We start from the raw sequence: 25,690 nt of genomic DNA on the forward strand, positions 1-25,690 counted from the left end.
AGAATCTTACGCGTTCAGCAGAACCGCGCCGATCGCGACTGCCACCGCCTGTTGCGCCGGCTCGACCACGAGCACACCGATCGCCTCCTCGATCGCGGCACGATGCGAGGCCATGCCGGCGCACCCCATCACCACGACATCGGCGCGGTATTGCGTGACCAGCGCGCGGCCGGCCTCGATCAGCCGTCCGCGAATGTCGGCGCCTGCGGTTTCCGCAGCGCTCGCACCGACCGACCAGCTTCCGGCGTAGCGATTGTCGACGCCCAACACCCGCGCCATGCGTTGCTGGCGGCGAATGCTCGACGGCGAGAGCGCGATAATACCGAAGCGTTCGCCGAGCATCAGCGCACGAAAGATGCCGCATTCGGCGATGCCCATCACAGGGCGGCCGCCGGCGGCCTCGCGCACCGCATGCAGGCCGGGATCGCTGAAGCAGGCGAGCACGAAAGCATCCGCATCGTCGCGCGATACGCGACTCACCAACGGCATCACCACGCTATCGGCGTCGCGCTGCGAGCTGATGCTCGGCGGCCCTTCGGCGAAGCCGACCACCTCGATCACGGGACCGTCGGCGATGCGCAGCGGCGCGATCGCCTCGTCGATCGCCGCCGTCACCGACGCCGAGGAGTTGGGGTTGATGACGAGGATGCGGCGGCGGGTCATGGCGTGGCTCACTGGCATTGCTCAACAGTTGGCGGCCTCGTGGCGGAGGAAGTTATCCGCGATCCTCTCGCCGGTGGTGATCCAGACGTCCGGGCACGACTTTGCGTAGGTGAGGAACTCGCGCAGCAAACGCAGCCGCATCGGACGGCCGCTGCATTGCGGATGCAGCACCGTCGTCACCATCGCGCCCCAGTCGCGGACTTCGTCCAGTTCGTCCTTCCAGATCGAGAGCACGTGCTCCTTGGGGAAGATCGAGCGCGGGCTGAAGCGGGCGGACAGGCCGTGCATCCAGTCGTCATAGCTCGCGGTCACCGGCAGCTCGATCGTGCCGGGCTTGCCGTCGGCGAGCCGGTGACGATAGGGCCTGACGTCGTCGCGAAACGACGAGGTGTAGATGATGCCGTGACGCACCAGCGCGACGCGCAGCTCCTCGGTGAACTCCCCATAGGGCGCGCGATAGCCAGTCGGCTTGACGCCGAGCCGGCGCTTCAGCACCTCGAAACCGCGCTCCAGCTCCTCCTCGATCCAGAGGTCGCCGGGATCCGGCAAGAGATGATGGTAGCCGTGATGGCCGATCTCGTGGCCGGCCTTGAGGATGGATTCGGCCATCGCGGGATGGGCATCGACCGACCATCCCGTGACGAAGAACGTCGCCTTGAGATCGAGCTGATCGAGCAGTTCCAGAAGTTTCGGCGTGCCGACGCGCGCCTCGTAGCCGCCGTAGCTCATCGTGATGAGGCGCTGCGCGTGCAGCGCGTCCTTGCTGGTCCACGCGCTCTCCGCGTCGACGTCGAACGACAAAAACATCGCCGAGGTGTACGGCTTCGGCCACGGATAGTCCGGCGCAGGATCCGCGGTGTTGGCCGGGGTGAGCGGAATGCTCTTGAGGGCTTTACTGTCCAGCATTGATGGTGGCCTTCTCGATCGCGTTGTCGCTGAGTTTCCATTTCGCCAGGAGCGTACGATAGGTGCCGTCCGCGATCAGCGCATCAAGCGCCTCGGCTATCGCCCGCTGCAAGGCTTTCTCCTTGACCGGCAGCGCAATCCCCGTGAACTGCGTCGCGAATGGATCGCCGACCGGCGCATAGGCGCCCGGCTCGAGATCCATCAGATAAGGCAGCGTCTCGTTACCCTGCACGGCGGCGTCGATACGGCCCTGCTTGAGCTGGGTGCGCGCATCGGCCGAGCCGTCGGTACCGACGAACTGGATCGGATTGCCTGCGCAGTTCTTCTGGCTCCATTTGTCGATCTCGGCCGGAAACATCGTGCGGCGGCTGGCCCCGACCTTCTTGCCGCACAGCGCCGCCATGTCCTTGAACTCGGACGCACGGGACTGCTGCACGAAGAATTTCGGACCGCTGCGCAGATAATCGACGAAGGACGCAATCTCGTGCCGGCTCGCATAGTCGGTGAAGCCGGACAGGATCGCGTCCACCCGGCCTGTCGAGATCGACGGCATGAACTCGGCAAAGCTGGTCTCGGTCCATTCGATCTTGACGCCGAGCTTGCGCCCGAGCGCCTCGCCGAGATCGATGTCGAAGCCCGAGAGCGCGTTGGTGGCGGGATCGCGGAACTCCATCGGCGGATAGTTCGGTACCAGCGCGACCTTGATGCTGCCGCGCTTGGCGATGTCAGGCGGCAGCTCGACCGCCAAGGCCGATGAGATCATCGTCGTCAAAAGCGCCGCCGCAACGAAAAGTCTCTTCATCAACACGCCCCCTTTTCAGATCACCGCCGAAAGAAATGCCCTGGTGCGCTCCTCGCGAGGCGCAGCCAATACGTCGCAGGCACGGCCCTGCTCGACGATACCGCCCTGGTCCATGTAGACGACACGGTCGGCGACCTCGCGGGCGAAGCCGAGCTCATGCGTGACGACCATCATGGTCATGCCGCTCTTCGCCAGTTCTTTCATGACGGCAAGCACTTCGCCGACGAGCTCCGGGTCCAGCGCGCTGGTCGGCTCGTCGAACAGCATCAGCATCGGCTTCATTGCAAGCGCGCGCGCGATCGCCACGCGCTGCTGCTGGCCACCGGAGAGCTGTGCGGGATACCAGCCGGCCTTGGCCGAGAGCCCGACGCGCCGCAGCAGCTCAAGCGCCTCGGCGCGCACCTCGTCGGTTTTGCGCCCCTGCACCTGAAGCGGGCCCTCGGTGATGTTTTCCAGTGCGGTCTTGTGCGGAAACAAATTGAAGCGCTGGAACACCATGCCTGTCTTCAGCCGCTGCCGCCCGATCTCGCGCTCGCTGAGGCGATGCAGCCGTCCGCCTTGCTCGCGCACGCCCAGAAGTTCTCCGTCGAGCCAGATGCGGCCGCTATCAACGACGGCAAGCTGATTGATGCAGCGGAGCAGCGTAGTCTTGCCGGAGCCGGAGGCACCGATCAGGCACATCACCTCCCCGGGCCACACATCGAGCGAGACGTTCTTGAGAGCTTGGAACTCTCCAAAGCTCTTGCTGACGGAGCGAATCGCGACGAGGGGTTTTGTCATCGCGCGAGCCGCAATGTGCCGCGGGCAAAGCGGCGTTCGAGCAGCATCTGAAGCGGCGTCAGGATCGAGACCGCGAGCAGGTACCAGAGCCCGCGACGATCAGGAGCTCGATGACGCGGGAATTTGCGTAGTAGATATTCTCGGCATTATGCAGCAGCTCCGGATACTGGATGACGCTCGCGAGCGAGGTCGCCTTCACCATGCTGATGAACTCGTTGCCGAGCGGCGGGATCACCACCCGCATGGCCTGCGGCAAAATGATTCGCCGCAGCGCGCGGAGCCGTCCCATGCCGATCGCCTGCGCCGCCTCATATTGCCCGATATCGACCGACAGCATGCCGGCGCGCATCACCTCGGACGTATAAGCGCCCTGGTTGATGCCGAGCCCGAGCAGCGCGGCGAGGAACGGCGTCATCACATCCACAGCGCGCGCGGACCAAAGGCCGGGAACGCCGATGGTCGGAAACACCAGCGCGAGATTGAACCACAGCAGCAGCTGCAGGATCAGCGGCGTGCCGCGGAATAGCCAGGTGTAGCCTGCCGCCACCGTCTTCAGCACCGGATTGGGCGAGAGCCGCATGATCGCCACGACAACGCCGAGGACAATGCCGAGCGCCATCGCCAGCACCGCCATCACCATGGTGTTGACGATGCCTTCGCGGATGACCTTTGCGGTCAGGAAGCGGCCGACATAGGACCATTCGATCTGACCGCCAGCGAATGCGCGCACGATCGCCGCCAGCACGAGCACGATCAACACCGCGCCGATCCAGCGAAACCAGTGCGGCTCGCGCGCGATACGCAATCCCGACAGATCGGGAAAACCTTCCGCGAGTGCCGGCGCCGGCTTCATTGCGGCGCCGCGTTCAGCATGGGCTGGGCGACAGCGTTCGCCCCGAGGCCCCATTTGTCGAGAACAGCCTTATAGGCGCCGTCGGCGATCATCGCCGCGAGCTTCTCCGTTACCACTTCACGCAAGGCGGCATCGTCCTTGCGGAACATGATGCCCTGATATCCCTTGGCAAAGGCCTCGCCGATCACGCGGTATTTGCCGGGCTCCTGCGTCTGCGCATAGGGCAGCGTCTCGCTGCCCTGCACGGCGGCATCGATGCGGCCCTGCTTGAGCTGGTTGCGGACGTCGATGGAGTTCTCGCCGGGAACATATTGGATCGCCGGCTTGCCCACCGCTTCGCAATTCTGCTTGCTCCACTTCTCGATTTCGGCCGGGAAGCTGGTGCTGCGGGTGGTGCCGACCTTCATGCCGCAGAGATCGGTCGCAGCCTTTGCCGCACTCTCCGTCATCACGAAAAACTGCGGGCCTGTGGTGAGGTAATCGACGAAATCGGCGGTCTCGCGCCGCGAGGCGCGATCCGAGATGCCCGAGATGATGAAATCTGCACGCTTGGTCTGGAGTGACGGGATCAGCTCGGCGAATGGCGTCTCGCTCCAGACGATCTTCAGGCCGCCGAGCCGCTTGGCGAGCTCATTGGCGAGGTCGATGTCGAGGCCGACCAGCTCGTTGGTCGCGGGATCGCGATATTCCATCGGCGCGTAGGTGGAGTTGACCGTGAGCTTGAACCCGCCCGCCTGCTTGATGTCCGCCGGGAGCTCGGCCGCCTGCGCGGACGTCATCGCAGCCAGCGCTGCGAGGGAGAGGAAGTGCGAGAGGCGTGTCATGTCAGCTCCTTTGCCAGCGCCTTGCAAAACTCAGTCCGCATCGAGCACGGCCGGTTCGACGACGCCGGCGCGTTCGGTGATCACCTGGTATTGCTCGGGCCGCCGGTGGGCGGCGAAGTTGAACATCTTGTCCTTACCCTGGCGGCAGAGATCGAGATCGATGTCGGCGACGATGACCTCGTCGGTCAGCGTCTGCGCCTGCGCGACGATGCGGCCGTTGGGATCGACGATGCAGGAGCCGCCGATCAGGCCGGAGCCGTCCTCTTCGCCTGCTTTGGCGACCGATATCGCCCAGGTCGCGTTCATGTAGGCATTGGCCTGCGTCACGAGCGTCGAGTGGAAGGTGCGTAAGGAGGCGTCCTCGGTCGTGCCGCCGTTGGGATCATAGGCCGCCGAATTATAACCGATGCAGACCAGCTCGACGCCCTGCAGGCCGAGCACGCGCCAGGACTCCGGCCAGCGGCGATCGTTGCAGATCATCATGCCCATGATCGCGTGCGCCCAACTCGAGCCGGCACGGAACGCGGGAAAGCCGAGATCGCCATATTCGAAGTAGCGCTTCTCGAGCTGCTGATAGCGTGCGCCCTCTCGAGGCTCGACCGAGCCCGGCAGGTGCACTTTTCGATAACGGCCGAGGATTTCGCCGTCGCGATCGACCAGGATGGCGCAATTGTATCGCCGCCCCTCCGGCGTCAGCTCGGCATAGCCGACATAGAAGCCGACGCGCAGCGCCCGCGCGCGGTCGAACAGCTTTGCCACGGCCGGATTCGGCATGCCGCGTTCGAAATAGCGATCGAGCGCCGCGCCCTCCAGAAGCCAGCGCGGAAAGAAGGTGGTGAAGGCAAGCTCGGGAAACACCACGAGGCTGGCGCCGCGGCTCGCCGCTTCCTCCAGCATGGCCAGCATCCGCGACAGCGTATGCTCACGCGTATCGGCTTTTTGCGTCGGCCCCATCTGAGCGGCGGCGGCGCGAAGGACACGAACCAAGATTGCCTCCAATCTGTGCGCATGCTGCCTCAATGGGCGAATGAACCCCTTGATCCAGCACGCAAATTCCAAGAAATTAGGCGCAAGCAGGGCTGCAAAAGCAATTCATCGTGCTATGATGTTTTGGCTCAGACTATAACCGGCAGTGATATGAACCTGCGCCAGCTCGAGATCCTGCGTGCCGTCATCCGCCACCGCACCACGGTCGCTGCGGCGGACGAGCTGGCATTGTCGCAGCCTGCGGTCAGCAACGCGCTGAAGACGATGGAGGCGCAGGCGGGCTTTGCGCTGTTCGAGCGCGTCAACAACCGGCTGTTTCCAACTGCGGAGGCGATGGCGCTCTACAAGGAGAGCGAGGCGATCTTCGCGCTTCACGCCAAGCTCGAAAGCCGCGTTCGCGATCTGCGCGAGAACCGGGCCGGTCACCTCGCGATCGTGGCGACGCCACCGCTCGCCTACAGCATCATTCCATCCGCGCTCTCGAGCTTCCTGCGCCGCCGCCCGGAGACGCGCGTGTTCTTCGACGTGCGGCGCTATGAGGGCATCATCGAAGGTGTGCTCAGCCGCGTCGCCGAACTCGGCTTCGCGCTTGGCCTGACGCATCATCCCGGCATCGCGCATGAGGTGGTGCATACCGGCGAAATGGTCTGCGTGCTTCCGCCGCTGCATCCGCTCGCCGACAAACCGATGATCTCCGCGTCCGATCTTTCCGGCCTGCCCTTCATCGGGCTCGAGCGCGGCACGCGGCTCGGCGAAGCGGTGCGCGACAGCTTTGCCCGGGACGGCGCGCCATTTCGACCGACTGTCGAGGTGCGTTACTGCAATACGGCCTGCGTGCTCGCCGCCGCCGGCGTCGGCGCCGCCGTGGTCGATCCGTTCTCGCCGCGCCAGAACAGCGGCAGCGGCCTCGTCGTTCGGCCGTTCGCGCCGACGACGCATGCGGTCGCCTATATGCTATGGTCGGAAGCCGAGCCGCTGTCGCGGTTGGCAAAAGCCTTTCTCAACGAGGTACGCAAAGAGAGCACCTTGCTGGAACGCGTAGCGCCACACCGGCAACATCAGACAGACAGCGACTGAACGTCGCAATCTCTTTCGGAAGCAGCATGACCCGCATCACCATCATCGAGACCGGACAGGTTCCGCATGAATATCGCGAGCAGCACGGCTCGTTTCCGGACATGTTCGAGCGCATGGTCCGCGCCGAGGATCCGACGGCGACCGTGGACGTCGTCAGCATTCCGAATGGCGACCCTCTGCCTGATCCAAGCAAGCTCGAGGCCGTGCTGATCACCGGTGCGGCCGCCGGCGTCTATGACGGGCTCGACTGGATCGCGCCCCTGGAAGAATTTGTGCGCACCGCCTACGCGAACAAGACGCCGATGGTCGGCGTCTGTTTCGGCCATCAATTGATCGCGCAAGCGCTCGGCGGCACGGTGCGCAAATCCGACAAAGGCTGGGGCCTGGGCCGGCATGTCTATCAGGTGTTGCCGGAGAACGGCGTCGTCGAGGGCGAAGCGGTCGCCATCGCCTGCTCGCATCAGGATCAGGTGATCTCGCCGCCTGATGACGCTCTCACGATCCTCTCGTCCGAGTTCACCCCGCATGCCGGCCTGCTCTACGCCAACGGCGCGACGCTGACGGTGCAGCCGCATCCGGAGTTCGACGTCGGGTTCGCGCAAGTGTGCTGCGAACTGCGCGACGGCAAGGCGCCGGATGACGTCGTGGCCGCGGCAAAGGACTCGCTGGCGCAGCCACTGGATAATGCGAAGCTGGGTGGGGCAATTGCGAGGTTTTTGGCAAGGCGTGCACCCATTTAGTTGCACGCTCCTCTACTCTCTCCTCTTGAGTGTCGCCAATGACGAGGCATAATCGCCCTCTGAGGCTTAAGGCTGGACGGGAATGAACCCAATTCGTCGCACGATAAGCCTGATGCTTGCACTCGCCCTAATCGTCATCGGGCTGGTGGCTCTCATATATCTGTTGTTCTTTGCACTTCGGTGGAAGGGCTGGATGCTGATAGCCGCCGGTTTCGTGACGGCCTTGGGCGCCATGTGGTTCTGGGAGGACCTCCCAAAAGCAAAGAGCCAAAAGCAACGAGGGCAGTTAGATAATCAGAACGGCTCTGTCCCCAGCCCCGGCACGTCCGCCGGCCGCGGCCCGGGCGCAGCCCAGTGAAACCGACGGTCCCTCTCCGCAATCGCAATGTCGTTGATCGAGGCCTCGCGCCGCCGCATCAGGCCGTGCTCGTCGAACTCCCACTGCTCGTTGCCGTAGGAGCGATACCACTGGCCGCCGGCATCGTGCCATTCGTACTGGAAGCGCACCGCGATGCGGTTTTCGTCGAAGGCCCAGAGGTCCTTGATCAACCGGTAATCCTGCTCCTTCTCCCATTTGCGGGTGAGGAACGCGACGATGGCCTCACGGCCCTGAAGCACTTCCGAGCGATTGCGCCAGCGGCTGTCCTCGGTATAGGCGAGCGAGACGCGCACCGGATCGCGCGAATTCCAGGCGTCCTCGGCCATGCGCGCCTTTTGCGCGGCAGTTTCTCTCGTAAACGGCGGAAGCGGCGGGCGCGACATGATGGCCTCATCGGTTTTGGGGGCCGCAATCTATCCCTGCATACGATGGAGTCGAGAGGCGATCGCCTATCGCCCGATCACGAAATCAGATCGGCCTTCATCAGTGCGCGGATCGATTTCGGGATCGGCTGCGCCCGGCCGCCGCTGACGAAGGCGACGCGCACCTCCGCTTTCACCAGCACGTCCTCGCCGCGGCGCACCTCTTGCGCCAGCATGATGGAGGCACCCTTCACGGCAATGGGCCAGGTTACGACATCGAGAACGTCGTCCATCCGTGCGGGCTTGAGGAAATCCAGATGCATCGAGCGCACCACGAAGGCAAAGCCGGCGCCTTCGGTTTCAGGCTGGTCGAACAACGCCTGCTGCTCGGCGCCCATCAGTCTCAGATGATTGGTGCGACCGCGCTCCATGTAGCGCAGGTAATTGGCGTGATAGACGATGCCGGAAAACTCTGACTTGACGATATCGCAACAAAAGGCCAACGCATTGATTTCATTGGGTCGCTGGAGCGTTAAAGCGTGAACGAAAGGCAGATTTATCTGTGCTCTTCCATAGCAAGCCTCAGAGCCTTTGGGATGCGCTGCGCTTTTCCGCCTGAGATAAACGCGACCCGTACACGCGCCGAGACCAAGAGATCACCCCCGCGCCTGCACTCCTGCAGCAAGGCAATCGACGCGCCTCTCACCTCTTGCGGGACCGTGACAATGTCAAGCAGGTCGTCCAAGACTGCCGGTTTTAGAAAATCGATTGTCATCGAACGGACAACGAAGGCGAAGCCCGGCGCATCGTTCCGCGTTTCCTCGAGCAGCGCTTGCTGATTGGTGCCGAGCAGGCGCAAGTAATTCGTTCTGCCACGTTCCATGAAACGCAAAAAATTCGCGTGATAAACAATCTGGCCGGAATCGGTATCTTCGAAATAGACGCGGACCTGCATGTAATGCCGTCCGTCTCGAATTTCGCCGTCAAGAGAGAGTGTCACAGCGCGGTTTCCTCTTATTGCGCGTACAGGGACCCATTGTCTTGCACAGAGGCGGTTTTCTGAGCAATCGTCTTGAGCTTGGCTCCTGCTGCCGGAAGCTGAGGCAACCGCCTGAATGCGGCAGGCGTCGCGCTGCTGCCATCGACTTCGGATGAATATGTCGGAGATCTATCGTCAACGCGTACCCGGCTTGAGGACGACGTTCATGAATGCGCCTCCGGCTCATGAACCTAGGCGAGCCAGTCCTTCGCCGCAATCGCTGAACGAAAAATCGCCGAGGCCGGCGAGGCCGTAAATGGCCTTGCCCTTGGCGATGGCCTCGTGCTCGCTGCTGGCGAGCACGAGGGGTTCGTATGTCATCCAGCTTTTGAAGCCGACGTCGTAGCCCCGCGTGGCGGCTGGGCTCATTGCCCCGCCTCCGCGTCGGCCTTGGGTTCGCGAACCACGAGGCGGCCGTTCAATGGCAGGCAGCTCAACTGGATGTTGAAGCCCTTGCCGTCCTGTTGCCAGGCCGCGCGCCGATCTTGGTCCAGAAGGGTCTACAAGGCGACAAAAGCAGAAGACCTCACTCAACTGCCTGCGAGGAGCGGGCTTGGCCTGACGCACATTGATGGCGGAAGCATCGAGCCTGTTCTTGATGTGCGCCGCATAGAACTTCTCGATCATCTCCACTGAGGTTCGGCAGTTCTTCGCTATCTAGTAGCTGTCCGCCCCTTCCATCAGGCGCATGCAGATGTAGGTATGCCGCAGGCTGTATGCGGTCCGCCGATTGCCATCCCGATCCAGCTTCAACTCGCTCCTATCAAGCAGGGCATTGAACATCTTGATGTGATTGCCCGGAAACACGTGGTCGGTCGGCTTGGGCAACTGCGGCGGCTCGTTAGAGGGCGGCAGCTTCGCCAGCACCCGCGCTCTGCCCTGCTTCACGTATTTCGCGCGGCCTAGCAGCCGCTCATAGGGGTCGCACCGCGCTCGGCATGCTCTTGCAGTAGCCGACGCCCCGCTTGCCGCGCACCTCGATTTCCAGGATGCGCTCGCCGCTACGTTCGTCCTCAACAATGGTCACGTCGCGATGCTGGAGGTTCTTGGCCTCATCCGGCCGCAAGCCGGTGTTGGCCAAGAACAGGACGTAATCATGCAATTGCTCGGCACTCCAACGGTGGTGGATCTGGCTGGCCTTCGCGTGCGCCCGCGTGGTTTCGTAGAGCTGCTTGTATTCCTCGGGGCTGAACCACGGCCGATGCACCACCTTCCCCGAAGTCTTATAAGGAGGAGAGAAGTCCGGCAGGTGCGCGAGCCATTCATGGCGAATGGCAGTCTTCAACACCTGCCGCAACGTCACGACCTCGTCGTGGATAGTGCTGCGCGCGGGCGCCTTGCCGGTCTTAGACGTTGCGATCCGGTGTAGGCGATATTCCTGCACCTTGCCTGAAGAACGGCAACAGGTGCAGGCGAAGCCTGATCTCGTAACCCTGGACCCAGCGCTCGCTGCGCTGGCCCTCGGTGATCACCTCATACTCTTTCAGGAATTGGTCAGCGGCTTGGCGAAAGGTCTTCTCATTCACCAACAGCCCCTCCCGCGCCTTCCCACGAAGACCGATAAACGAGTCCTCCGCAAACTGCTTGGCGAGGGAGAGATCTTCCTCTCCGGTCGTGCTGCGGTGTTGGCGGCCGTCGATGGAGGCCGAACAGTGCCAATACCGGCCGTTTCGCCGGTATACCTGAATCAGACCACCTAGAAGCTCGTGCCTGGCCATCATGCACCTCCACGTGCATTTTAGCGCAGGGAACCAAAAAGTCGAATTTTGTGCTAGGCGCGTGCTAGGCCATTTACGAAAAATTAAAGGGTTAGGCTTTCGCCCAACCCGTTGTATTACATCAGAAATTTGGTTGCGGGGATAGATTTGAACCTATGACCTTCAGGTTATGAGGCCGAAGGTCTGCCGGGCTGGAACCGGTTCGTCCTATTTGTACGCCACAGCTACCCAGCAACCATACCTGCGCACTTGGTTTCTTTCTTGCCGGAGCAGCCTACGATCTTATTGCCCAGACCGATCATGGTTCGGGGCGGAGGCATGCGCGGCAAAGACGAAAAGATTGGGATCGAGGCATTTGGGTCGGCAGGTTCCAGCAAAATACCGCGGGCGAATCGCCGTCGCAAGAACCGTGGCATGCCGCCGCCCGCGACGTTCGATATCGATACGCTGCCGGGCAGCTCTAATTTGACGGCATTTGAGGCGGCCGCGGTCATCCGGCGTACGCCCGGCGCGTTGGAGCAGTGGCGGCGCAATCCGAGCCACCCGCTGAAATGGCGCTACGTCGATGGCCGCCCCCTCTATCGTGTCGATGCGGTACGCGACTATCTGGCCAAGTGCGATAAGACCACTAAGATGCCTCAGCCGCATAATGCTCACGGAGACGGCCGAGGAGCTCGGCCTTGATCGGGTCAAGCGGATTCGTCCGCTGCAGGCGCACGATTTTGCCGACCCGTTTCGCGCCGACCAACTCCGCAATGTAGTCGTGAGCCGCTTCGAACGCCATTTTGCGGATGATCCACTGTTCGTCGTGATTGTAGACCTGATCGATTCCGCTTGGCCTTTGCCCGACACACAGCCGCTGGATTTCGTTGTCGTAGCCGCAGCGAGACATGACGGTTCGTAAGCTGCGCCTTAGGTCATGCATGGTAAACTTGGCAACACCCGCTTCCTTGACCAGGCGGTTGACCATCTTGGTGAACCCGGACATCTGGCCGCCGGTCTTTGGTGACGGGAAGACATAGTCGGACGTTGCGCGCTGGAAGTGTTTGGCGGCCGCGAGCACCTCGTTTGCGAGGTGGGTGCGCGGCACGTCGTGGTGCAGGCCCATCTTGGTCCACGCCGCATCGAAGGTGATACGGTCATCCATGATGTGCTTTCGCCACTCGATCATGGTAGGCTCGCTGCGGCGCGGGCCACCGAGCAGGCACATGCGAGCCAGGAGACCAAAAGCCCCGAGCTTGCCGGATGCATCCCAGACTTTGATGATTTCCTCATCGGTCAGCGCGCGGCCCTTCGTTCGGCGTCCGACCCTTTGCGCGCGGGTTTCCTTGGGCGCGCGATAGCCGGCGAGCACGTTGTGCTCGACATAGCCCTCACCGACGCACCATTCGAGCAAAGTATGCACGTGCTTGCGCAAGTCCTTGGCTGCACCACGCTTGCCGGTCTTGGCAATCTTATCGACCGCAGCCATGATCTGCCGTCGCGTCAGGTCCCCCACGCCGCTCTCGGCGTGATCCTTGAGCCCGCGCCGCAGCGCCGACATTGCTGGCTTCCAGTTGACGACTTGACGTTCGGTCATAGACGTCTGGTAAGGACCATCTTCAACAATGAGGGTCGCGAGCGTGGTGCGCTGCTTCTCGGCTGCCTGTTGCCGCCTCGCCTCGCGCTTCGCGTCGTTCGGGTCCAAGCCCTTGACGACTTCGCCTGCGGCGATGGTGGCGGCCTTGCGGGCGGCCTTCTCATTATATTTGGGCCACGCGCCGAGGGTCTTGCGCTGGGTCCCCCTCACCCCCGGCTTGGTGAAGAGGTAGACCCAGGTCCGGCCGCCGGTGGCGCGCATGCGCAAGGCGAGGCCGGGCAGCTTGTCGTCGTGGAGATAATGCTGCGCCTTACCCGGCGGCAGCGTTGCGTTGCGGATCACCGCATCGGTGAGTGTCAGCTGGTTGGCCGGCTCCGTCATGATTCCTTCCCTCTCTCTGTGCCCCAGTGTGCCCCGCAAGAAGGGCGGTGAGCCTCGAACAGAACCGGGTCTCAGACCTCCCCCGTTTGTGTGCCCCAAGGGAATATCCGCGGCGGGCACAACGGGGGCATACAAAATGTAGTAAGGTCAGGTATGGGCTCTTATAGCCGTAGTAGGCCATAACTCTCATTAATTTAAGGAGTTTTTACACCTCAACTATGGCCGGATTTGGTTAGCTCGGGTCTACGGATTGTGGTTCACACGGGAGAGGTCCAAGGTTCGATCCCTTGTGCGCCCACCATTCTTCGCCAAGAGGCTTGGCGTGGCGCAGCCACGCCCAATGATGGCGAAGCGTTTTCGGCATAGCTCGAAGAGTGTCGACGGACTCGGCCGTCTTGCTCCCGCGCGATCAAAATGTCGAAAACAACCCCATGCACAGTAGCCGACCTCCATCGGGTCAAGGCTTGCGATTTTTCCGAAATTGACTTGCTCCGTCGGGCAAAACAGGGGCATGATGGCATTGTCCGAGGAAAGAAAATTGCTCCTCGGGCGCTCAAACGCGCTTCCACGGGCGAGCCCTGGTCTCTCCCACCAGGATCAATCCTTCCGCCCCTCGTCCAAGAAAGCCTGGACGGCCTCGAACAGCTTGAGGCGATTCTTTTCCATGATGATGGTGTGTGTTCCCTCGGCGAGCTGGACGTAGCGTTTGCCGGGCGAGTTCGTCAGGAGCGGGAAGAGCGCTTGCGCCATATAGGGCGGAGTGTCCTTGTCCCATTCGGCATGGACCAACAGCGTCGGCACGGTGATCTTCGCGGGATCGTAGTAGGGTTTGCCGGCGCCAGAATATTGCTGGCCGTCCTGAACGACGCCGTTCGGCGCACGCAGGACCGGCGGCGTCATCGCGGCGCCGACCGGATCGGTCGCGAACGTCGCATCCGCCCATGCATCGAACCAACCTGCCGGAATGAGGTCTCCCTTCTTGTCTTCGGGAACGCCCGTGTACCACCTCTCCCTGGCCTGCTCTCTCGTCACGGTACGGTAGGCGCCGAGCCTGCCTGGCCCCGCCTGCACCAGCGATGCGGTTTGCCGTATCCAGGAAGGCGCGTACAGCACCAGACGTTCCACCTTGGAGGCGTTTTGCGTCGTGTACGTGGCCATTAGCGTGGTGCCCCACGACCAGCCCAGCAGGTTGACGCGCGGAATGTTGCGACGCTGGAGCACGAAATCCACCACCGATCCGATGTCCTTGACCGCGGTCTCGCCCGTCACAATAGGCGCATTGGCGTCAGGCTTGTCCGCCATCTCCGCGGGACGCGTCGACCTGCCGTAGCCGCGGAGATCCAGCAGCCAGACGTCATAGCCGCGCGATGCGATGTACTCCATCCAGGACAGACCATCGAGCTTGAGATCGAAGGCCGTCTCGGAGGGATAGGTCGCCCCGTGGACATAGATGATCGTCTGCTCGGGCCTGAAGCTCGTCATGTCGGCGGGCCGCTTGTTACGGACGTAGATCTCGATGCCGGGATCGCTCGACTTGACCATCGCCTCTTCGGTCACAAGCGCCTTCGATTGAGCGAGAGCGGAACTGCCGAAGATCACGGCAGCCAGAACACCAAACAGCGCCGAGGCCTGCATGTCGTAACCCTCCCTGGCGCCGGCACCCTCCGGCGCGGTCGGGCGGAAGCTTAGCCGGGAGCAGGCGCGGTTCAAGCGCCTTGTCGCCCTTCGGCCTGAAATCGAAGCGAAGGACCATGAATCGCCCCTCCCCAAGAAGAAGCGCTTAAACCGTCGCTCCCGTTACGCCGCTGCTCTCTCGCCTTTATTGAGGAACGCATCGGGGGATCGGGGGTTGACCTTACGGCCGGTGGCAAGCGCCAGGTCAGGCCAAATCCTGCAACGCTGGGCTCGATGAAAACACCGAAACACAGCGGTCGTCCTGCTCACACTGTCGGCTTTCGCCCCTCGCAATCGCTGTCGAGAGCCATCACGGCTTGGATGGCTCGTCAGAACGACGTCTCGACCCTGACTGAAGCGATCTGTCGCCTGGTGGAGCTGGGACTCGCAGCGGACACCAACCAGGATCGGCAGAAGCGGCGCGCGAGGAAAATAGCTGGCGATACGCTCGACCGCATCGGCGATGTAACGACAACGGCGGATACGCGGGCGCTCCGCAAGCGGGATTTACTCGACGGCCCCGAAGAGTTCGGCCGCGTACGAATTGACCGGCCGAGACGCAACAAATCGGTCAGGGACTGAGCTGATCAATCAGGAAGTCCCGACCGAGGAATTTCGATCATGAGAGACACAGAGGACAAGAGATGAGACAGCAGTTTCGATCGCCTGCCGCAAAGGCGGCAAACAATTATTTCAAGCAGCCCCCGGAAAAAGTCGCGACCGATTACGAGAAGGCGCAACAGGCTTTCCACGCGAACAGGGAACGGCTGAAAGCTGAGCGCCTGGCGCGGGAGGTGGAGCAGCGGAGCCCGCGCGACAGGAGGGCTTAGCCGTCGAGATCATATTTGGCATCCGGGAGCGCGAAAGAGCTCACCGGATCGCGAACCTCGCAGAACCGCCGGTCTAGGCGAGGCCGAATTGATCAAAGCATCGAAAGCACGACGACGCCGTCCTCGAGCTCTCCCGAAGCAAGGCGCGTGCGCGCCATCTGCTCGAACTCCGTTCGATGCTTCTGAAGATAACTGAACGCCTGCTTCTGGGTGTCGAAGGTGGTCGCAAGCCGGCACATCTGCCTGACCGCGCCGAACGCGACGAAGAAAGTGATAGTTCCGTGGTCCGATTTGACTCTGCGCACGGCCTGCACTCTCCGGAATGGGATCGGCCTTCAATGACTGCGACGATTCTGAGGACGGCTATCGCGCCGTTTTGCTCTTACGCTTCTTAGTCGTGGGTGAAGGCAGCGTGGCTTGAAGAGCGGCGTCGGCCGCCTGCTTCTCGCGTTCCTTGGCCTCGCGGATGGCTCGAAGCCGCGCCATGTTTTGGCGCACTTCGATGGCCTGCTTTTCGACGTCTGCCAGTGCGCGCAGGCTCTCTTCAGCGGCGAGGCGCTTACGATCGGAACGCGCGAGGCCCTCGGGTGACAGCTCGGCCGCTTTCCTGGCGCTCATGCTTCACTCCGTTTTGGACGCGACGAAACCCGCTCAATCCGGGGATCGAGCGGGCCAAGTGGCCGTTTCAGTACATCCGTGAAACGGCGCCACGATATCAAGCCAGCGAGAGATTCTCAGCGCTGACCTTGCCTCGCATCTTGTCGGTCTTGGTCTCGAAATTGATCTTCTGGCCTTCTGCAAGACCCGCAAGACCGGCGCGCTCGACGGCGCTGATGTGAACGAACACATCATTGCTGCCGTCGTTCGGCTGAATGAATCCAAAGCCCTTTTGGCCGTTGAACCACTTCACGGTACCTGTCGTCATTCTCTTCTCCAAAGCGCACGAGCGCATCCATGCCGCGCGACAATCACGCGGACATTTTCAACTTCGTCGATGTCTTTGGAAAAGGAGCCCGCGGGCGCATTCAACAAGGCACAGCGGCTGATCGAACAAATTCAATATACACCTCTCGCGTTCTTTTACAAGGGCGGAAGCCGATTTAGTTTTCGGCCACTCGTTGCTGCGGAGTCTGCCGAGATGCGGCAGGCCTTAGCGATTGACTTGTCGGCGCGAGAGTGTTCACGTGACGGCCGAGGCTGCATCGCGCGTGAAAGAGCGTCGACCGATGCGAAGCTCGCGACAAATGTCGCGTCTACCATCCTGAAAAATCGCAATGAAGCTCCTGCGCAATTGGCTGCTTGCAGGACGCGTGGCATTTGCAGCCTCAAGCGAGGGACATCAATGCAGGTCGTCGTCAGAGACAACAACGTTGAACAGGCGCTTCGCGTTCTCAAGAAGAAGATGCAGCGCGAAGGCGTCTTCCGGGAGATGAAGCAGCGGCGCTCCTACGAGAAGCCGTCGGAAAGAAAGACGCGCGAGAAATCCGAAGCCATTCGCCGCGCGCGCAAGCTCGCGCGTAAGCAGGCGATCCGGGAAGGGCTGTTGCCCGCACCACCGAAAAAGAAGCCGTTCGAGCGCAAGCCCCCCTTGCCGGAAATCAAGGCTCCTACGGCCTGAAATCGATTCCGCGCAGCACGATCCCGGGCGGAGTGCCTTCGAACTCGGTCGCGCTGTATTTACTCGCCGCCCGTGCTTCGATGCGGTCCCGCAGGCGGGTGAACTGTGCTTCCCGCTGCTCGGGCCTGACTCGCGGGCCAGGCTCGAGATCATCCATCGCGGAGGTCGAGATCGCGCAAAGAACCTCCCTGGCACTGTCCTGCATCGAAAACCGGACGATCATCCGATCAGCAGCCGTCGGCGGCGCATATCAGATCGGTCAAGCGATCCAGCCAAGGCCGGCGCAAAACCATCGTCTCAGAGAAGCGGAGCCTATTCGTGCGGAGGTGGAATCTGATTCAGCAACTGCGAGATCGCAGTCACGATCTGGGCCGGGGCAAAGGGCTTTTGCAGCAGCACGCTCTTGGGCACGCCATGCGACGGCCACTCCTCCGCGGCAGCGCCGGTCATGTACACGACCGGGATATCCGGGCCGAGCTCCCTGGCCCGTTTGGCAACGTCCCACCCAGTAAGCTTGCCTTGTAAATTGATGTCCGTCACGAGCGCCCGGTATTCAGAATGCTTGTCTTCCAACAGCGGAATAGCTTGCTCGCCCGAGGTCACCACCTCCGATTGGAAGCCACCCTCGGCCAAGGCGGTGCGGACCATTTCGGTGATGAAGAAATCGTCCTCGACGATCAGGATCGGCAACAATGGATTTCTCAAAACCCTGCCTCCAGCCGCGGCCTGCGGTCGGGGCTAAGTTCCCAACTGGAATTAGGTTCCATGACACCGAGTCCAGCAACAGGACCTGGCCGGCAAAAACATATCCCAGTTAAGTTTCCGACCGGGGAATATCGGCTAGAAGTTGCCCCGTTCGTGACAGGGGATCGCGATGCCACATCGCAAGTACCGCGCGCTGGAAAGCGACTGCCGTGTTCAGGCGGCCATCACCGGGCACAAGAAGACCAAAGCCGAGCTCCAGAAAATGGCTCGCGAATACAAGGTCCTGGCTGATTGGCTGGAAGCGCACCCGCAAGAGCACGAGGGATCGCCTGCCACGGACCAGCCCACTGACTAACGGCGCCTTTGACAGGCGCCGTCGTCCCTCCGGGCTCTGTGCCTGCCCGGCCTCACGCCGACGGAAACGGGTTCGCCGCCCTGGTGTATTTCAGCGCGCCGATGCCAAAGCCTTCCTGGCTGCGGTTCTGGATGAATTCCCTGTGCTCGTAGTGCGGCGACAATTCGCGCCATAGCTGCGGGACACCACCAGCCCAGGCGCTGGTGTTGCCGCTGGATTCGCAGATGTCGTGAAACAGGATGATACCGCCTTCGCGAACGAACGGCCGGTAGCACAGGAAGTCCTGCTTGACGCCTTCATAGCGATGATCGCCATCGATGAACAAGGCGTCGATCTGTCGACCGTCCAGAAATCTCTCGACGCGCCTGACGCTGTCGTCCGCGTAGGACGGCATGTCGAAGAACGTCCAGTGCTGCTTCGGTGTGGCCAGCAGCTTCAGCATTTCCTTGTTCTTCACATGCAGATCGATGCAGATCATCGTCTCCATGGTGGGAAGAAATCGTCCGAACAGGAGCGACGTTCCGCCGTTCAACGTGCCGATTTCAACGACGGTCTTGGGAGCGGATGCGGCGATGTAGTCGAGCGCCGACGAGATCTCCGTCTCGATCTGGCACGAGCCGGTGCCCATATGATGCTTGGTGAAGTCGATGATATCCTGCACGCTCGATCCGCGCTTGTACTCGCCGATTATCTCGTCGCGCTTCTGGGTATTGAACTTGAGGCGCAGTGCAGGTCCGCTATCGGCCAGACGCTTCTTGATCTGTCTGACCGCGAGAACGGCAGGATGAAACTTCAGTTCCGTCAATCGCTCATTGAAGGCCTTGCTCAACGACATATCAACCTCGCTCCAAGCAAAGTTTTGCCGACCGCCCCGAAGGCGAGGATCATCTCCAATTTTGATCAACTTACGGTTTTTGCTTGACGGAGCGATGACCGCGCCGGCCTGGCTCGCTAAGCGATTGCGACGATCTCGAGTTCCTGGGCCCCCGCGCCGACCACATCGCCGACGGCTTTTCCCATCAGGCATCTTGCAACCGGCGAGACGAACGAGATCGAGCCGGCCTTCGGGTCGGCTTCGTCCTCGCCGACGATGCGGTAGGTCTGCACGCGGCCGTCGGCGCGGCTGAAGGTCACGGTGCTGCCGAAGGCGACCGTCTCGCTGGAGGACGGGGCGGCAACGAGCTGCGCGGTGCGCAGGCGTTCGGCGAGATATCTGATATCGCGCAAGGGTGCCGCCGATTGCCGGCGCTTCTCGTTGACGTCGTCGATCGCTTGCGCGGCTTCATAGGCTTCACGCGCGGCCTGCAGCTGGCCCTGCAATGCCTGCAAGCCCGTCTCCGTCACGAGGTTCGGATGCGGCGAGATCGGACGATCCGGCAGCAACGTTTCGGAGGCGGTCTCGGCGCTCTCTTCTTTGGTAAAGGCGACGCTCAATTCGAAAATCCTGTCGAAAGATTTTAGGCGAGGCCGAAACCCCTCACCCGGATCGCACCTTCGATGCGATCCGACCCTCTCCCTCCGGGAGAGGTGGACGAGTTCTCGGCTCGCGCCGATTCAACTGACTGCCGTCGAAACCTTATATCTCAAGTTCGACGAAACGGCGGAGCTTGAGGACGAGGTCGGGCAAGGCCTGGCGGAACCGGGTGGCGTTCTGGAAGCTGGTCGAGAACGGCGCGAAGGTGAGCATCGCGTTCCAGTTCCGGTAGCCATAGACCGTTACCGAGACGCCCGACGCCGGAAAGTCTTCGAGCTTGCGCAGCTCGCCCAGCACGAGCTCGGCGATCGCCTCCGCCGGCAGCAGTCGCTTGCCGTCCGGCGTCAGGGATTGAGCGGCAGGCGCGACCGCCTTCGGGGCCGATACGGCATCACCGGATGCATCCTGGAGCTTCGGAGACTCCGCCTCCGGGATTTGCGCGACGTCCGGCACGGGTGCGGCCGCTGGCGCGACGTCGGCAAGCGGCGGCGGGCTGGCAGGCTCCGCGCGCTTGTTGCCTCCCAGGATGCTGCTGATCATGGCCACAAGGCCAGCATCCTTTGCGTCGTCACTCATCACGGCTCCCCCCGGCTGGCACCAGTCTAGCACCGGCACCGTGGGCTGCCACAGGGTCCGCCGGTCAGATCGAGCCCTCTCTGCTGCATGGCTCCCGACCGGGTTCGTCGCGGCGCAAGGCGGGCGCGCCTCGCGCCGCGGCGCGACCGGTCACTGCTTCTCGAACGGAATATATTGCTGATATTGTTTCGGCACGGAGCTGCGATAGCGCGCAGGGACGGTCCCGGTGTCGATCGAATGATCGATCTCCTGGCGCCGCGTCATCTTCTTCGGCTTCTTCTGGGCGCTCTTCTTCGACTCCGCTGGCGGAGCCGGATTGTCGGTGGACGCGGCCGGCGCGGTGGTCGCGGCCGGCGTCGTGGTGCTTGCCGCCGCCGGCGTGCCGCCCGCAGCTGGCGCCGTCTGCGCCAGCGCCAGCGGTGTTTGCATGACAAGCGGCAGTGCCGCGGCCGCAGCCAGCAAATATGATTGTCGCATCCGAACCTCCAATACCTGATCCCCGATGACGGAAGCGTCAGCCCGGGGAATCATGCGTCCAAGTCCACCGACGGTAGGCGGGACCAGGGCTGCAAACTGTGGCCGAGATCACGTTGTCACGACGGCTTGCCGCATCATAGGCGCAAGCCCGACGCAGCGCACGCTCCGCGACCAGGACGCGCACGACAACCGTGTCGGGTGAGTCCCGGAACACGTGAAGGCCTCGCGGGGAGAACGCTGCAATTTTGACGCGAGCACGATATTCGGCACCGGAATCGTTTCGCCTGACGGGCTGGCGAAGCTGGCCTTGCTTGGCGTCCGAACTTCCGATGACGAGAATGTTATTCGGCGTCGGCACGCGAAGAATTCGCAAAGCGCATCCGCAGCTTGATCGCAACGCTCGCGGATGGAACCGGATCGACATCGCGCAATGTGTGAAGCAGCGCATAGCGACGCCGGATTCCGCCATCTAGCCTCACATGCATCTCTTATGACGAACAACTTCAGCTCTCATTGCCTGCCGTCGTCAGTTTTCATGGAGGATCTTTATGAGCAGTCGTCACGCCATTGCGCCCCGCGGTCTCAACGCCACCCGCTCGCCGCTGTCACAAGGCCGCTTCGGCCGCATGTTCCGCACCCTGACGCCGGCGAAATTCGGCCCGAACGATGCCGACAACATCGCAAATCTCGCGGCGCTCGCCGACAACATGGTCGGCGATTTCGATGGACCGAAGGACAGCCCCGACGCCGAGGAGAGCGGAATTCCCGCGCTCTACACCTATTTCGGCCAGTTCATCGATCACGACATCACCTTCGATCCCGTGAGCTCGCTGACCAAGCAGCAGGACCCGGACGGCCTCGTCGATTTCCGCACGCCGTCGTTCGACCTGGACAATCTCTATGGACGCGGACCGGGCGACCAGCCCTATATGTACGACAGCAACGGCAAGTTCCTGCTCGGCGAGACCTTGACCGGCACCGGCGTATCCAACGCCTTCGACCTGCCGCGCTTCAAGGGCCGAGCGCTCATCGGCGATCCCCGCAACGACGAGAACAGCATCGTCTCGCAGCTGCAGGGGCTGATGCTGCGCTTCCACAACCGCATGGTCGACGACAATGACACGCTCTCCTTCCAGGACGTGCAGCAGCGCGTGCGCTTCCATTATCAATACGTCGTGCTGAACGACTTCCTGCCGCGCATCGTCAATGCCGGCGTGCTGAACGATCTCAAGACCGGCGGGCGCTACGACCGCAGCAAGCTCGCCTATTATCACTGGAAGACGTATCCCTACATGCCGGTCGAGTTTTCGGTCGCAGCCTATCGGCTCGGACACTCGATGATCCGGCCCGGCTACCGGCTCAACGACGCCGACAACATGCTGCTGCAGATATTCCCCGATCCCAACAACCCCGACAACAACGCGCTGACCGGTTTCCGCAGCATGGGACCGGGGCGCGCCATCGATTGGGGACGTTTCATCGACATCGACACGCGCCCCTACGGCGTCGAGGACGACGGCACCAATCCCGACAACAAGCGGCGGCTCCAGCTCGCCTATCGCATCGACACCTCGCTGGTCGATCCCTTGCGCAAGCTGCCGCCGGAGGTCGCCTCCAATCCGTCGTCACTGGCGTTGCGTAATCTCGAACGCGGCTGGCGGCTCGGCCTGCCGTCGGGCCAGGCGGTCGCCAGGGCGATGCACGTGACGCCGCTGACCGACGAGCAGATCATCATCGGCCGTGCCGTCGACGTCCCCGGGGCGGCCGATCCGCAAGTCCCGATCGCCTCGATTGCCAACGGCGTGTTCAAAGGCAATTGTCCGCTCTGGACCTACATCCTCGCCGAAGCGCGTCAGTTCCAGACCGCGGTCGCGGTCCCGGCCACCGGTGCGCCAGCGGGCGGCATCAACACGCCGCAGCTCGGTCCGGTCGGCGGCCGCATCGTCGCCGAGGTCTTCCTCGGCATGATGTTCGGCGACGCCTCCTCCGTGCTGTCGCTCGACCCGAACTGGGCGCCGGTGACCGGTCCCGATTTCAAGCTGAAGGATCTGGTGACCTACGCGCTGGGCCAGGGAGCCGCGCTGCATTGACGTCGCGACGGTCGAGAATGCAGGGGCCGCTCGTGTGATGCGAGCGGCCTCGTGATTCACGTCTCGCCAGGGGGATGGGATGAACAGCGTCCCGAGCGCAAACCGAACGTGCCTGAAGTCACAGTCGGGCGTCCTCGCATGGTCCATGCTGCGAGGGTCGATAATGACATCGACCAACCATCAGAGAGGAACGATCCATGTTGCGCAAATTCTCGCTTCTTGCAGCTGCCGCGGCCTTATTGGGCACGGCCGCTTTGGCCCCAACCTCCGCCTCCGCATTTGAGTTCGGCGGCTCGCACCATCGGGGTGGTATCACCATCGTGCTCGGCTCCCCCGGCTACTATGGTCATGGTTACGGTTACGACGACTGCGATCACGACTACGATTATTACCGGCACCATCCGCGTCGCTGGCGGCCGCTCTGAACGGTTGTTCAGCCGAGGCCCGTGAAGTGCCCTTGAGGCGCGCGAGTTGTGCAGATCCGCGCGCCTCTGACGCGGTAAGTGGACGCCCTATTTCATCGCCCCAAGACCGCTCTCCTCGAGCCGCGCCGCGAACCATCGCGACTGCTGCTCATCGGAGACGCCGCTGAGATAGACCTCCGACATGGTCACGCCGGGCTTGTCCAGCACCAGCAGCACGCCGATCCAATAGGCGAACCAGACATGCGGATCGGTCATCGCCTTCAGTTTGTGCTGGTCGTGTTCAAGCGGGGTGTGATTGCTCGCCTTGCGGATCTCGACGGAGAGCAGATTGTTCGGAATCTCGCGCTGGTGCACCACGACGTCAGGGTAAATCGACTTGCCCAGATGATCGTCGGTCGAGATGATCGCGCCGTGCGGCAGATGCAGCGTGCGCTCGCCGAGCCGGTCGTAGTTGCAATCGACCGCCCAGCCTGGAAACTGCCGCTCGAGATAGACGGCGAAGCGATGCGTGATCGCCCGCTCGCCGACATCCTTCTCGAACAGGAATCCTTCGTGGGCGTAGAAGTCCCGGAGTGCCGTGATCACCTTGTTCAGCTCGGTCTGCATCCAGCCTCCGGGCTCTCGGCGCTCTGTGACGCGCCCCTACATCTGCACTTCGATCAGCCGCGGCCCCGGCTCGGCGACGGCTTCCGCCAGCGCCTTGTTGAACTCGTCGGCATTGGTGACGGCGCGGCCGGGTACGCCCATGCCCTTGGCCAGCGCGACGAAGTCGAGCGTCGGGCGATCGAGCCGCAGCATGTCGTTGGCGCGCTGGCCGGGCTCGCCCGCGCCGACATTGTCGAACTCGCCGCGCAGGATCTGGTAGATGCGGTTGGCGAAAACGATGGTGACGATATCGAGGTTCTCGCGGGCCTGCGTCCACAGCGACTGGATCGTGTACATCGCGCTGCCGTCGCCGACCATGGTGATGACCTTGCGGTCGGGGCAGGCGATCGCGGCGCCGATCGACAGCGGCGTCGAGAAGCCGATCGAGCCGCCCATGTTCTGCAGCCAGTCGTGCGGCGCGGCCGCCGCCGTCGGCGGGAAGAAGCCGCGGCCGGTGGTCAGGGACTCGTCGACCATGATCGCGTTCTCGGGGATCGCGCACGCGATCGCCTGCGCGATCGATGCGAAGGTGAGCGCGCCGGTCGGCTTGACCAGTTCCTGCAACGCCTGCGGCTTGATGTCCTTGGCGCTGGCCTTGACCGCGCCGGCCAGCGCTTCGAGCGCCGCGACCGAATTCTCGCCCCAGGCGGTCATGCGATGGACCTCGCAGCCCTCGGGCTTGAGCATGCTCGGCTTGTTCGGATAGGCGAAGAACGCGACGGGATCGTCGGACTCGACCAGCACGATGTGACGGAACCTGGCCAGCATCGGCAGCGCGTTCTCGATCACGTAGTGGATGCGGTCGATCGAGAAGCGGCCGCGGCCGCGCGCCATGCGGGGACGGAAGGTCGGGCCCATCACCGTGCAGCCGGTCTTGCCCGCGATGCGCTCGGCCAGCGCCAGGCCCTGTTCGCTCAGCGCACTGCCGGTCATCAGCAGCAGCGTGCCCTCGCCGTCGCCGTGCAGGATCTTGGCGGCCTGCTCGACCGCTTGCGGAGAGTAGCTGGCGCGCTGCTGCTCGGCCGGCACCTCGGCGATGCCGTCGGCTTTGTTCCAGGCGGTATCGGCGGGCAGGATCAGGGTCGCGATCTGCGGCGGGGCGCTTTTGGCGGCGGCGATCGCGGCGGCGCCGTCGGCGGCGACCGATTTGGAATTCGGCGAGGTGCGGACCCAGGACGACATCGGCCGGGCCAGACCCTCGATGTCGGAGGTCAGCGGCGCGTTGTAGTCGATGTGGTAGACGGCATGCTGGCCGACGATGTTGACGATCCCGGAATTGGCTTTCTTGGCGTTGTGCAGATTGGCAAGGCCGTTGGCGAGGCCCGGACCGAGATGCAGCAGGGTCGAGGCGGGCGTGCCCTTCATGCGGAAATAGCCGTCGGCGGCGCCCGTCACCACGCCTTCGAACAGGCCGAGCACGCAGCGCATGCCCGGCACGCGGTCGAGCGCTGCGACAAAATGCATCTCGGAGGTGCCGGGGTTGGTGAAGCAGACGTCCACCCCGCCCTTGACCATTGTCCGCACCAGGCTTTCCGCACCGTTCATTCTGTCTGCTCCCGCAACCGGCGATTTCCAGTGATCCCAATCATTGTTCGCTCGTGCCGTCAAAGCAAGAGTGGCCATTGCGGCCCTGCCCCGCGCGGCAAGGCGCGGGCTTGGCTAACGCTTTCAAGCAAATTGGCCGGGTTGCCGATTTGGTAACGCCAATCGTTAAGCATCACCGCCTCACGG

At 62.8% G+C, this 25,690-nt stretch carries 34 protein-coding genes and 1 pseudogene; 8 read left to right on the forward strand and 27 right to left on the reverse strand.

All coding sequences use genetic code 11. The features are described from left to right. Positions 1 to 6: 6 nt before the first annotated feature. From IF809_RS06185 to IF809_RS06215, 7 genes and pseudogenes are all read right to left on the reverse strand, one after another. On the reverse strand, positions 7 to 663 hold the full coding sequence (locus IF809_RS06185) for an aspartate/glutamate racemase family protein (RefSeq protein ID WP_462837103.1): 657 nt from the start codon (positions 661 to 663) through the stop codon (positions 7 to 9). Positions 664 to 684: 21 nt separating this feature from the next. Continuing rightward, positions 685 to 1,569 (reverse strand): polysaccharide deacetylase family protein, encoded by an 885-nt coding sequence (locus IF809_RS06190; RefSeq protein WP_462837104.1) that lies wholly within the window; start codon positions 1,567 to 1,569, stop codon positions 685 to 687. Next, positions 1,556 to 2,371 carry an ABC transporter substrate-binding protein gene (locus IF809_RS06195; protein WP_462837105.1) on the reverse strand — a complete coding sequence of 272 codons (816 nt, stop codon included), beginning with the start codon at positions 2,369 to 2,371 and terminating at the stop codon, positions 1,556 to 1,558. The genes IF809_RS06190 and IF809_RS06195 overlap by 14 nt, the downstream gene beginning before the upstream one ends. Before the next feature lie 15 nt (positions 2,372 to 2,386). Further along, on the reverse strand, positions 2,387 to 3,151 hold the full coding sequence (locus IF809_RS06200) for an amino acid ABC transporter ATP-binding protein (protein ID WP_128964161.1): 765 nt from the start codon (positions 3,149 to 3,151) through the stop codon (positions 2,387 to 2,389). Then, positions 3,148 to 4,004, reverse strand: a pseudogene (locus tag IF809_RS06205) (amino acid ABC transporter permease). Before IF809_RS06205 ends, IF809_RS06200 begins: the two are co-directional and overlap by 4 nt. Further along, on the reverse strand, positions 4,001 to 4,828 hold the full coding sequence (locus IF809_RS06210; RefSeq protein ID WP_462837106.1) for an ABC transporter substrate-binding protein: 828 nt from the start codon (positions 4,826 to 4,828) through the stop codon (positions 4,001 to 4,003). The pseudogene IF809_RS06205 and the gene IF809_RS06210 overlap by 4 nt, the downstream one beginning before the upstream one ends. A 30-nt stretch (positions 4,829 to 4,858) precedes the next feature. Continuing rightward, positions 4,859 to 5,815, reverse strand: a complete 957-nt coding sequence (locus IF809_RS06215) for an N-carbamoyl-D-amino-acid hydrolase (protein WP_462837107.1) — start codon at positions 5,813 to 5,815, stop codon at positions 4,859 to 4,861. 150 nt (positions 5,816 to 5,965) lie between these two features. On the opposite strand from IF809_RS06215, the gene IF809_RS06220 reads away from it, so the two are divergent. Both IF809_RS06220 and IF809_RS06225 read left to right on the forward strand, forming a co-directional pair. Beyond that, positions 5,966 to 6,892 (forward strand): LysR family transcriptional regulator, encoded by a 927-nt coding sequence (locus IF809_RS06220; protein WP_462837108.1) that lies wholly within the window; start codon positions 5,966 to 5,968, stop codon positions 6,890 to 6,892. Between the two features lie 26 nt (positions 6,893 to 6,918). Further along, positions 6,919 to 7,632 carry a type 1 glutamine amidotransferase gene (locus tag IF809_RS06225; protein WP_462837109.1) on the forward strand — a complete coding sequence of 238 codons (714 nt, stop codon included), beginning with the start codon at positions 6,919 to 6,921 and terminating at the stop codon, positions 7,630 to 7,632. 294 nt (positions 7,633 to 7,926) lie between these two features. Here IF809_RS06225 and IF809_RS06230 read toward each other — a convergent pair whose 3' ends face one another. The 7 genes from IF809_RS06230 to IF809_RS06260 all read right to left on the reverse strand — a co-directional run bounded on the left by IF809_RS06230 (position 7,927) and on the right by IF809_RS06260 (position 11,130). Further along, entirely contained in the window at positions 7,927 to 8,394 is a 468-nt protein-coding gene (locus IF809_RS06230; RefSeq protein WP_128964155.1) for a nuclear transport factor 2 family protein, read from the reverse strand. Positions 8,395 to 8,471: 77 nt separating this feature from the next. Beyond that, positions 8,472 to 8,876, reverse strand: coding sequence for a YbgC/FadM family acyl-CoA thioesterase (locus tag IF809_RS06235; RefSeq protein ID WP_462837110.1), 405 nt, complete (start codon positions 8,874 to 8,876; stop codon positions 8,472 to 8,474). A 53-nt stretch (positions 8,877 to 8,929) separates the two neighbouring features. After that, the gene (gene ybgC / locus IF809_RS06240; RefSeq protein ID WP_011089947.1) at positions 8,930 to 9,373 is read right to left on the reverse strand and encodes a tol-pal system-associated acyl-CoA thioesterase; all 444 of its coding nucleotides are present in this window, start codon (positions 9,371 to 9,373) and stop codon (positions 8,930 to 8,932) included. A gap of 222 nt (positions 9,374 to 9,595) precedes the next feature. Further along, positions 9,596 to 9,781 (reverse strand): hypothetical protein, encoded by a 186-nt coding sequence (locus IF809_RS06245; protein ID WP_014492328.1) that lies wholly within the window; start codon positions 9,779 to 9,781, stop codon positions 9,596 to 9,598. Positions 9,782 to 10,069: 288 nt separating this feature from the next. Continuing rightward, positions 10,070 to 10,279 (reverse strand): hypothetical protein, encoded by a 210-nt coding sequence (locus IF809_RS06250; protein WP_014492327.1) that lies wholly within the window; start codon positions 10,277 to 10,279, stop codon positions 10,070 to 10,072. A gap of 46 nt (positions 10,280 to 10,325) precedes the next feature. After that, positions 10,326 to 10,796 carry a hypothetical protein gene (locus IF809_RS06255; RefSeq protein ID WP_014492326.1) on the reverse strand — a complete coding sequence of 157 codons (471 nt, stop codon included), beginning with the start codon at positions 10,794 to 10,796 and terminating at the stop codon, positions 10,326 to 10,328. Further along, entirely contained in the window at positions 10,759 to 11,130 is a 372-nt protein-coding gene (locus tag IF809_RS06260; protein ID WP_014492325.1) for a hypothetical protein, read from the reverse strand. The genes IF809_RS06255 and IF809_RS06260 overlap by 38 nt, the downstream gene beginning before the upstream one ends. Before the next feature lie 318 nt (positions 11,131 to 11,448). Here IF809_RS06260 and IF809_RS06265 point away from each other — a divergent pair, with 318 nt between their 5' ends. Further along, positions 11,449 to 11,814, forward strand: a complete 366-nt coding sequence (locus IF809_RS06265; protein ID WP_014492324.1) for a hypothetical protein — start codon at positions 11,449 to 11,451, stop codon at positions 11,812 to 11,814. Here IF809_RS06265 and IF809_RS06270 read toward each other — a convergent pair. Both IF809_RS06270 and IF809_RS06275 read right to left on the reverse strand, forming a co-directional pair. Then, the gene (locus IF809_RS06270; protein ID WP_014492323.1) at positions 11,759 to 13,090 is read right to left on the reverse strand and encodes a tyrosine-type recombinase/integrase; all 1,332 of its coding nucleotides are present in this window, start codon (positions 13,088 to 13,090) and stop codon (positions 11,759 to 11,761) included. The two genes, IF809_RS06265 and IF809_RS06270, sit on opposite strands and share 56 nt — an antisense overlap. 597 nt (positions 13,091 to 13,687) lie before the next feature. Further along, positions 13,688 to 14,800 carry an alpha/beta hydrolase gene (locus IF809_RS06275; protein ID WP_462837111.1) on the reverse strand — a complete coding sequence of 371 codons (1,113 nt, stop codon included), beginning with the start codon at positions 14,798 to 14,800 and terminating at the stop codon, positions 13,688 to 13,690. Between the two features lie 285 nt (positions 14,801 to 15,085). Between IF809_RS06275 and IF809_RS06280 the strand changes: the two genes are divergently transcribed. Then, the gene (locus IF809_RS06280; RefSeq protein ID WP_462837112.1) at positions 15,086 to 15,346 is read left to right on the forward strand and encodes a hypothetical protein; all 261 of its coding nucleotides are present in this window, start codon (positions 15,086 to 15,088) and stop codon (positions 15,344 to 15,346) included. Between the two features lie 340 nt (positions 15,347 to 15,686). On the opposite strand, the gene IF809_RS06285 is transcribed toward IF809_RS06280, so the two are convergent. The 3 genes from IF809_RS06285 to IF809_RS06295 all read right to left on the reverse strand — a co-directional run bounded on the left by IF809_RS06285 (position 15,687) and on the right by IF809_RS06295 (position 16,519). Next, positions 15,687 to 15,899 (reverse strand): hypothetical protein, encoded by a 213-nt coding sequence (locus IF809_RS06285; protein ID WP_462837113.1) that lies wholly within the window; start codon positions 15,897 to 15,899, stop codon positions 15,687 to 15,689. A gap of 58 nt (positions 15,900 to 15,957) precedes the next feature. Further along, positions 15,958 to 16,212, reverse strand: coding sequence for a transcriptional regulator (locus tag IF809_RS06290; RefSeq protein WP_462837114.1), 255 nt, complete (start codon positions 16,210 to 16,212; stop codon positions 15,958 to 15,960). Between the two features lie 97 nt (positions 16,213 to 16,309). Continuing rightward, a complete protein-coding gene (locus IF809_RS06295; protein WP_453980369.1) occupies positions 16,310 to 16,519 on the reverse strand; it encodes a cold-shock protein in 210 nt (69 codons plus the stop codon). 417 nt (positions 16,520 to 16,936) lie between these two features. Here IF809_RS06295 and rpsU point away from each other — a divergent pair, with 417 nt between their 5' ends. After that, the gene (rpsU, locus tag IF809_RS06300; protein WP_128969471.1) at positions 16,937 to 17,212 is read left to right on the forward strand and encodes a 30S ribosomal protein S21; all 276 of its coding nucleotides are present in this window, start codon (positions 16,937 to 16,939) and stop codon (positions 17,210 to 17,212) included. On the opposite strand, the gene IF809_RS06305 is transcribed toward rpsU, so the two are convergent. Further along, a complete protein-coding gene (locus tag IF809_RS06305; RefSeq protein ID WP_462837115.1) occupies positions 17,202 to 17,435 on the reverse strand; it encodes a DUF1488 family protein in 234 nt (77 codons plus the stop codon). The two genes, rpsU and IF809_RS06305, sit on opposite strands and share 11 nt — an antisense overlap. 89 nt (positions 17,436 to 17,524) lie before the next feature. Beyond that, entirely contained in the window at positions 17,525 to 17,905 is a 381-nt protein-coding gene (locus tag IF809_RS06310; protein WP_462837116.1) for a response regulator, read from the reverse strand. 181 nt (positions 17,906 to 18,086) lie between these two features. Here IF809_RS06310 and IF809_RS06315 point away from each other — a divergent pair, with 181 nt between their 5' ends. Then, positions 18,087 to 18,272, forward strand: coding sequence for a hypothetical protein (locus tag IF809_RS06315; RefSeq protein ID WP_128968152.1), 186 nt, complete (start codon positions 18,087 to 18,089; stop codon positions 18,270 to 18,272). Positions 18,273 to 18,324: 52 nt separating this feature from the next. Here IF809_RS06315 and IF809_RS06320 read toward each other — a convergent pair whose 3' ends face one another. The 4 genes from IF809_RS06320 to IF809_RS06335 all read right to left on the reverse strand — a co-directional run bounded on the left by IF809_RS06320 (position 18,325) and on the right by IF809_RS06335 (position 20,799). Next, a complete protein-coding gene (locus tag IF809_RS06320; RefSeq protein ID WP_462837117.1) occupies positions 18,325 to 19,107 on the reverse strand; it encodes a class I SAM-dependent methyltransferase in 783 nt (260 codons plus the stop codon). 116 nt (positions 19,108 to 19,223) lie between these two features. Continuing rightward, positions 19,224 to 19,706 carry a transcription elongation factor GreA gene (gene greA, locus IF809_RS06325; protein ID WP_462837118.1) on the reverse strand — a complete coding sequence of 161 codons (483 nt, stop codon included), beginning with the start codon at positions 19,704 to 19,706 and terminating at the stop codon, positions 19,224 to 19,226. A 142-nt stretch (positions 19,707 to 19,848) separates the two neighbouring features. Further along, complete coding sequence (locus IF809_RS06330) at positions 19,849 to 20,322, reverse strand: hypothetical protein (RefSeq protein WP_128968155.1); 474 nt, start codon at positions 20,320 to 20,322, stop codon at positions 19,849 to 19,851. A gap of 150 nt (positions 20,323 to 20,472) precedes the next feature. Then, positions 20,473 to 20,799 (reverse strand): hypothetical protein, encoded by a 327-nt coding sequence (locus IF809_RS06335; protein ID WP_462837119.1) that lies wholly within the window; start codon positions 20,797 to 20,799, stop codon positions 20,473 to 20,475. Between the two features lie 548 nt (positions 20,800 to 21,347). Here IF809_RS06335 and IF809_RS06340 point away from each other — a divergent pair. Both IF809_RS06340 and IF809_RS06345 read left to right on the forward strand, forming a co-directional pair. Then, positions 21,348 to 22,889: a peroxidase family protein gene (locus tag IF809_RS06340; RefSeq protein WP_462837120.1), complete on the forward strand. Its 1,542-nt coding sequence runs from the start codon at positions 21,348 to 21,350 to the stop codon at positions 22,887 to 22,889. Between the two features lie 197 nt (positions 22,890 to 23,086). Continuing rightward, positions 23,087 to 23,314, forward strand: a complete 228-nt coding sequence (locus IF809_RS06345; protein ID WP_462837121.1) for a hypothetical protein — start codon at positions 23,087 to 23,089, stop codon at positions 23,312 to 23,314. Between the two features lie 87 nt (positions 23,315 to 23,401). Here the strand turns inward: IF809_RS06345 and IF809_RS06350 are convergent, their stop codons facing one another. After that, positions 23,402 to 23,920 carry a hypothetical protein gene (locus IF809_RS06350; protein WP_128968158.1) on the reverse strand — a complete coding sequence of 173 codons (519 nt, stop codon included), beginning with the start codon at positions 23,918 to 23,920 and terminating at the stop codon, positions 23,402 to 23,404. 36 nt (positions 23,921 to 23,956) lie between these two features. Next, positions 23,957 to 25,504 (reverse strand): acetolactate synthase large subunit, encoded by a 1,548-nt coding sequence (locus IF809_RS06355; RefSeq protein WP_462837122.1) that lies wholly within the window; start codon positions 25,502 to 25,504, stop codon positions 23,957 to 23,959. Positions 25,505 to 25,690: the final 186 nt, after the last annotated feature.

It is taken from the genome of Bradyrhizobium sp. UFLA06-24 (genome assembly GCF_054967145.1).

Excerpts from the sequence above, each read along its gene's own strand:
- IF809_RS06260 (WP_014492325.1), bottom strand. The coding sequence starts at position 11,130 with ATGGCCAGGCACGAGCTTCTAGGTGGTCTGATTCAGGTATACCGGCGA.
- IF809_RS06190 (WP_462837104.1), bottom strand. The coding sequence starts at position 1,569 with ATGCTGGACAGTAAAGCCCTCAAGAGCATTCCGCTCACCCCGGCCAAC.
- IF809_RS06220 (WP_462837108.1), top strand. The coding sequence starts at position 5,966 with ATGAACCTGCGCCAGCTCGAGATCCTGCGTGCCGTCATCCGCCACCGC.
- IF809_RS06265 (WP_014492324.1), top strand. The coding sequence starts at position 11,449 with ATGCGCGGCAAAGACGAAAAGATTGGGATCGAGGCATTTGGGTCGGCA.
- IF809_RS06290 (WP_462837114.1), bottom strand. The coding sequence starts at position 16,212 with ATGAGCGCCAGGAAAGCGGCCGAGCTGTCACCCGAGGGCCTCGCGCGT.
- IF809_RS06185 (WP_462837103.1), bottom strand. The coding sequence starts at position 663 with ATGACCCGCCGCCGCATCCTCGTCATCAACCCCAACTCCTCGGCGTCG.
- IF809_RS06345 (WP_462837121.1), top strand. The coding sequence starts at position 23,087 with ATGTTGCGCAAATTCTCGCTTCTTGCAGCTGCCGCGGCCTTATTGGGC.
- IF809_RS06340 (WP_462837120.1), top strand. The coding sequence starts at position 21,348 with ATGAGCAGTCGTCACGCCATTGCGCCCCGCGGTCTCAACGCCACCCGC.
- IF809_RS06305 (WP_462837115.1), bottom strand. The coding sequence starts at position 17,435 with ATGATCGTCCGGTTTTCGATGCAGGACAGTGCCAGGGAGGTTCTTTGC.
- IF809_RS06320 (WP_462837117.1), bottom strand. The coding sequence starts at position 19,107 with ATGTCGTTGAGCAAGGCCTTCAATGAGCGATTGACGGAACTGAAGTTT.
- rpsU (WP_128969471.1), top strand. The coding sequence starts at position 16,937 with ATGCAGGTCGTCGTCAGAGACAACAACGTTGAACAGGCGCTTCGCGTT.
- IF809_RS06355 (WP_462837122.1), bottom strand. The coding sequence starts at position 25,504 with ATGAACGGTGCGGAAAGCCTGGTGCGGACAATGGTCAAGGGCGGGGTG.
- IF809_RS06225 (WP_462837109.1), top strand. The coding sequence starts at position 6,919 with ATGACCCGCATCACCATCATCGAGACCGGACAGGTTCCGCATGAATAT.
- IF809_RS06270 (WP_014492323.1), bottom strand. The coding sequence starts at position 13,090 with ATGACGGAGCCGGCCAACCAGCTGACACTCACCGATGCGGTGATCCGC.
- IF809_RS06330 (WP_128968155.1), bottom strand. The coding sequence starts at position 20,322 with ATGAGTGACGACGCAAAGGATGCTGGCCTTGTGGCCATGATCAGCAGC.
- IF809_RS06200 (WP_128964161.1), bottom strand. The coding sequence starts at position 3,151 with ATGACAAAACCCCTCGTCGCGATTCGCTCCGTCAGCAAGAGCTTTGGA.
- IF809_RS06195 (WP_462837105.1), bottom strand. The coding sequence starts at position 2,371 with ATGAAGAGACTTTTCGTTGCGGCGGCGCTTTTGACGACGATGATCTCA.
- IF809_RS06350 (WP_128968158.1), bottom strand. The coding sequence starts at position 23,920 with ATGCAGACCGAGCTGAACAAGGTGATCACGGCACTCCGGGACTTCTAC.
- IF809_RS06335 (WP_462837119.1), bottom strand. The coding sequence starts at position 20,799 with ATGCGACAATCATATTTGCTGGCTGCGGCCGCGGCACTGCCGCTTGTC.
- IF809_RS06245 (WP_014492328.1), bottom strand. The coding sequence starts at position 9,781 with ATGAGCCCAGCCGCCACGCGGGGCTACGACGTCGGCTTCAAAAGCTGG.
- IF809_RS06315 (WP_128968152.1), top strand. The coding sequence starts at position 18,087 with ATGCCACATCGCAAGTACCGCGCGCTGGAAAGCGACTGCCGTGTTCAG.
- IF809_RS06210 (WP_462837106.1), bottom strand. The coding sequence starts at position 4,828 with ATGACACGCCTCTCGCACTTCCTCTCCCTCGCAGCGCTGGCTGCGATG.
- IF809_RS06295 (WP_453980369.1), bottom strand. The coding sequence starts at position 16,519 with ATGACGACAGGTACCGTGAAGTGGTTCAACGGCCAAAAGGGCTTTGGA.
- IF809_RS06230 (WP_128964155.1), bottom strand. The coding sequence starts at position 8,394 with ATGTCGCGCCCGCCGCTTCCGCCGTTTACGAGAGAAACTGCCGCGCAA.
- IF809_RS06280 (WP_462837112.1), top strand. The coding sequence starts at position 15,086 with ATGGCTCGTCAGAACGACGTCTCGACCCTGACTGAAGCGATCTGTCGC.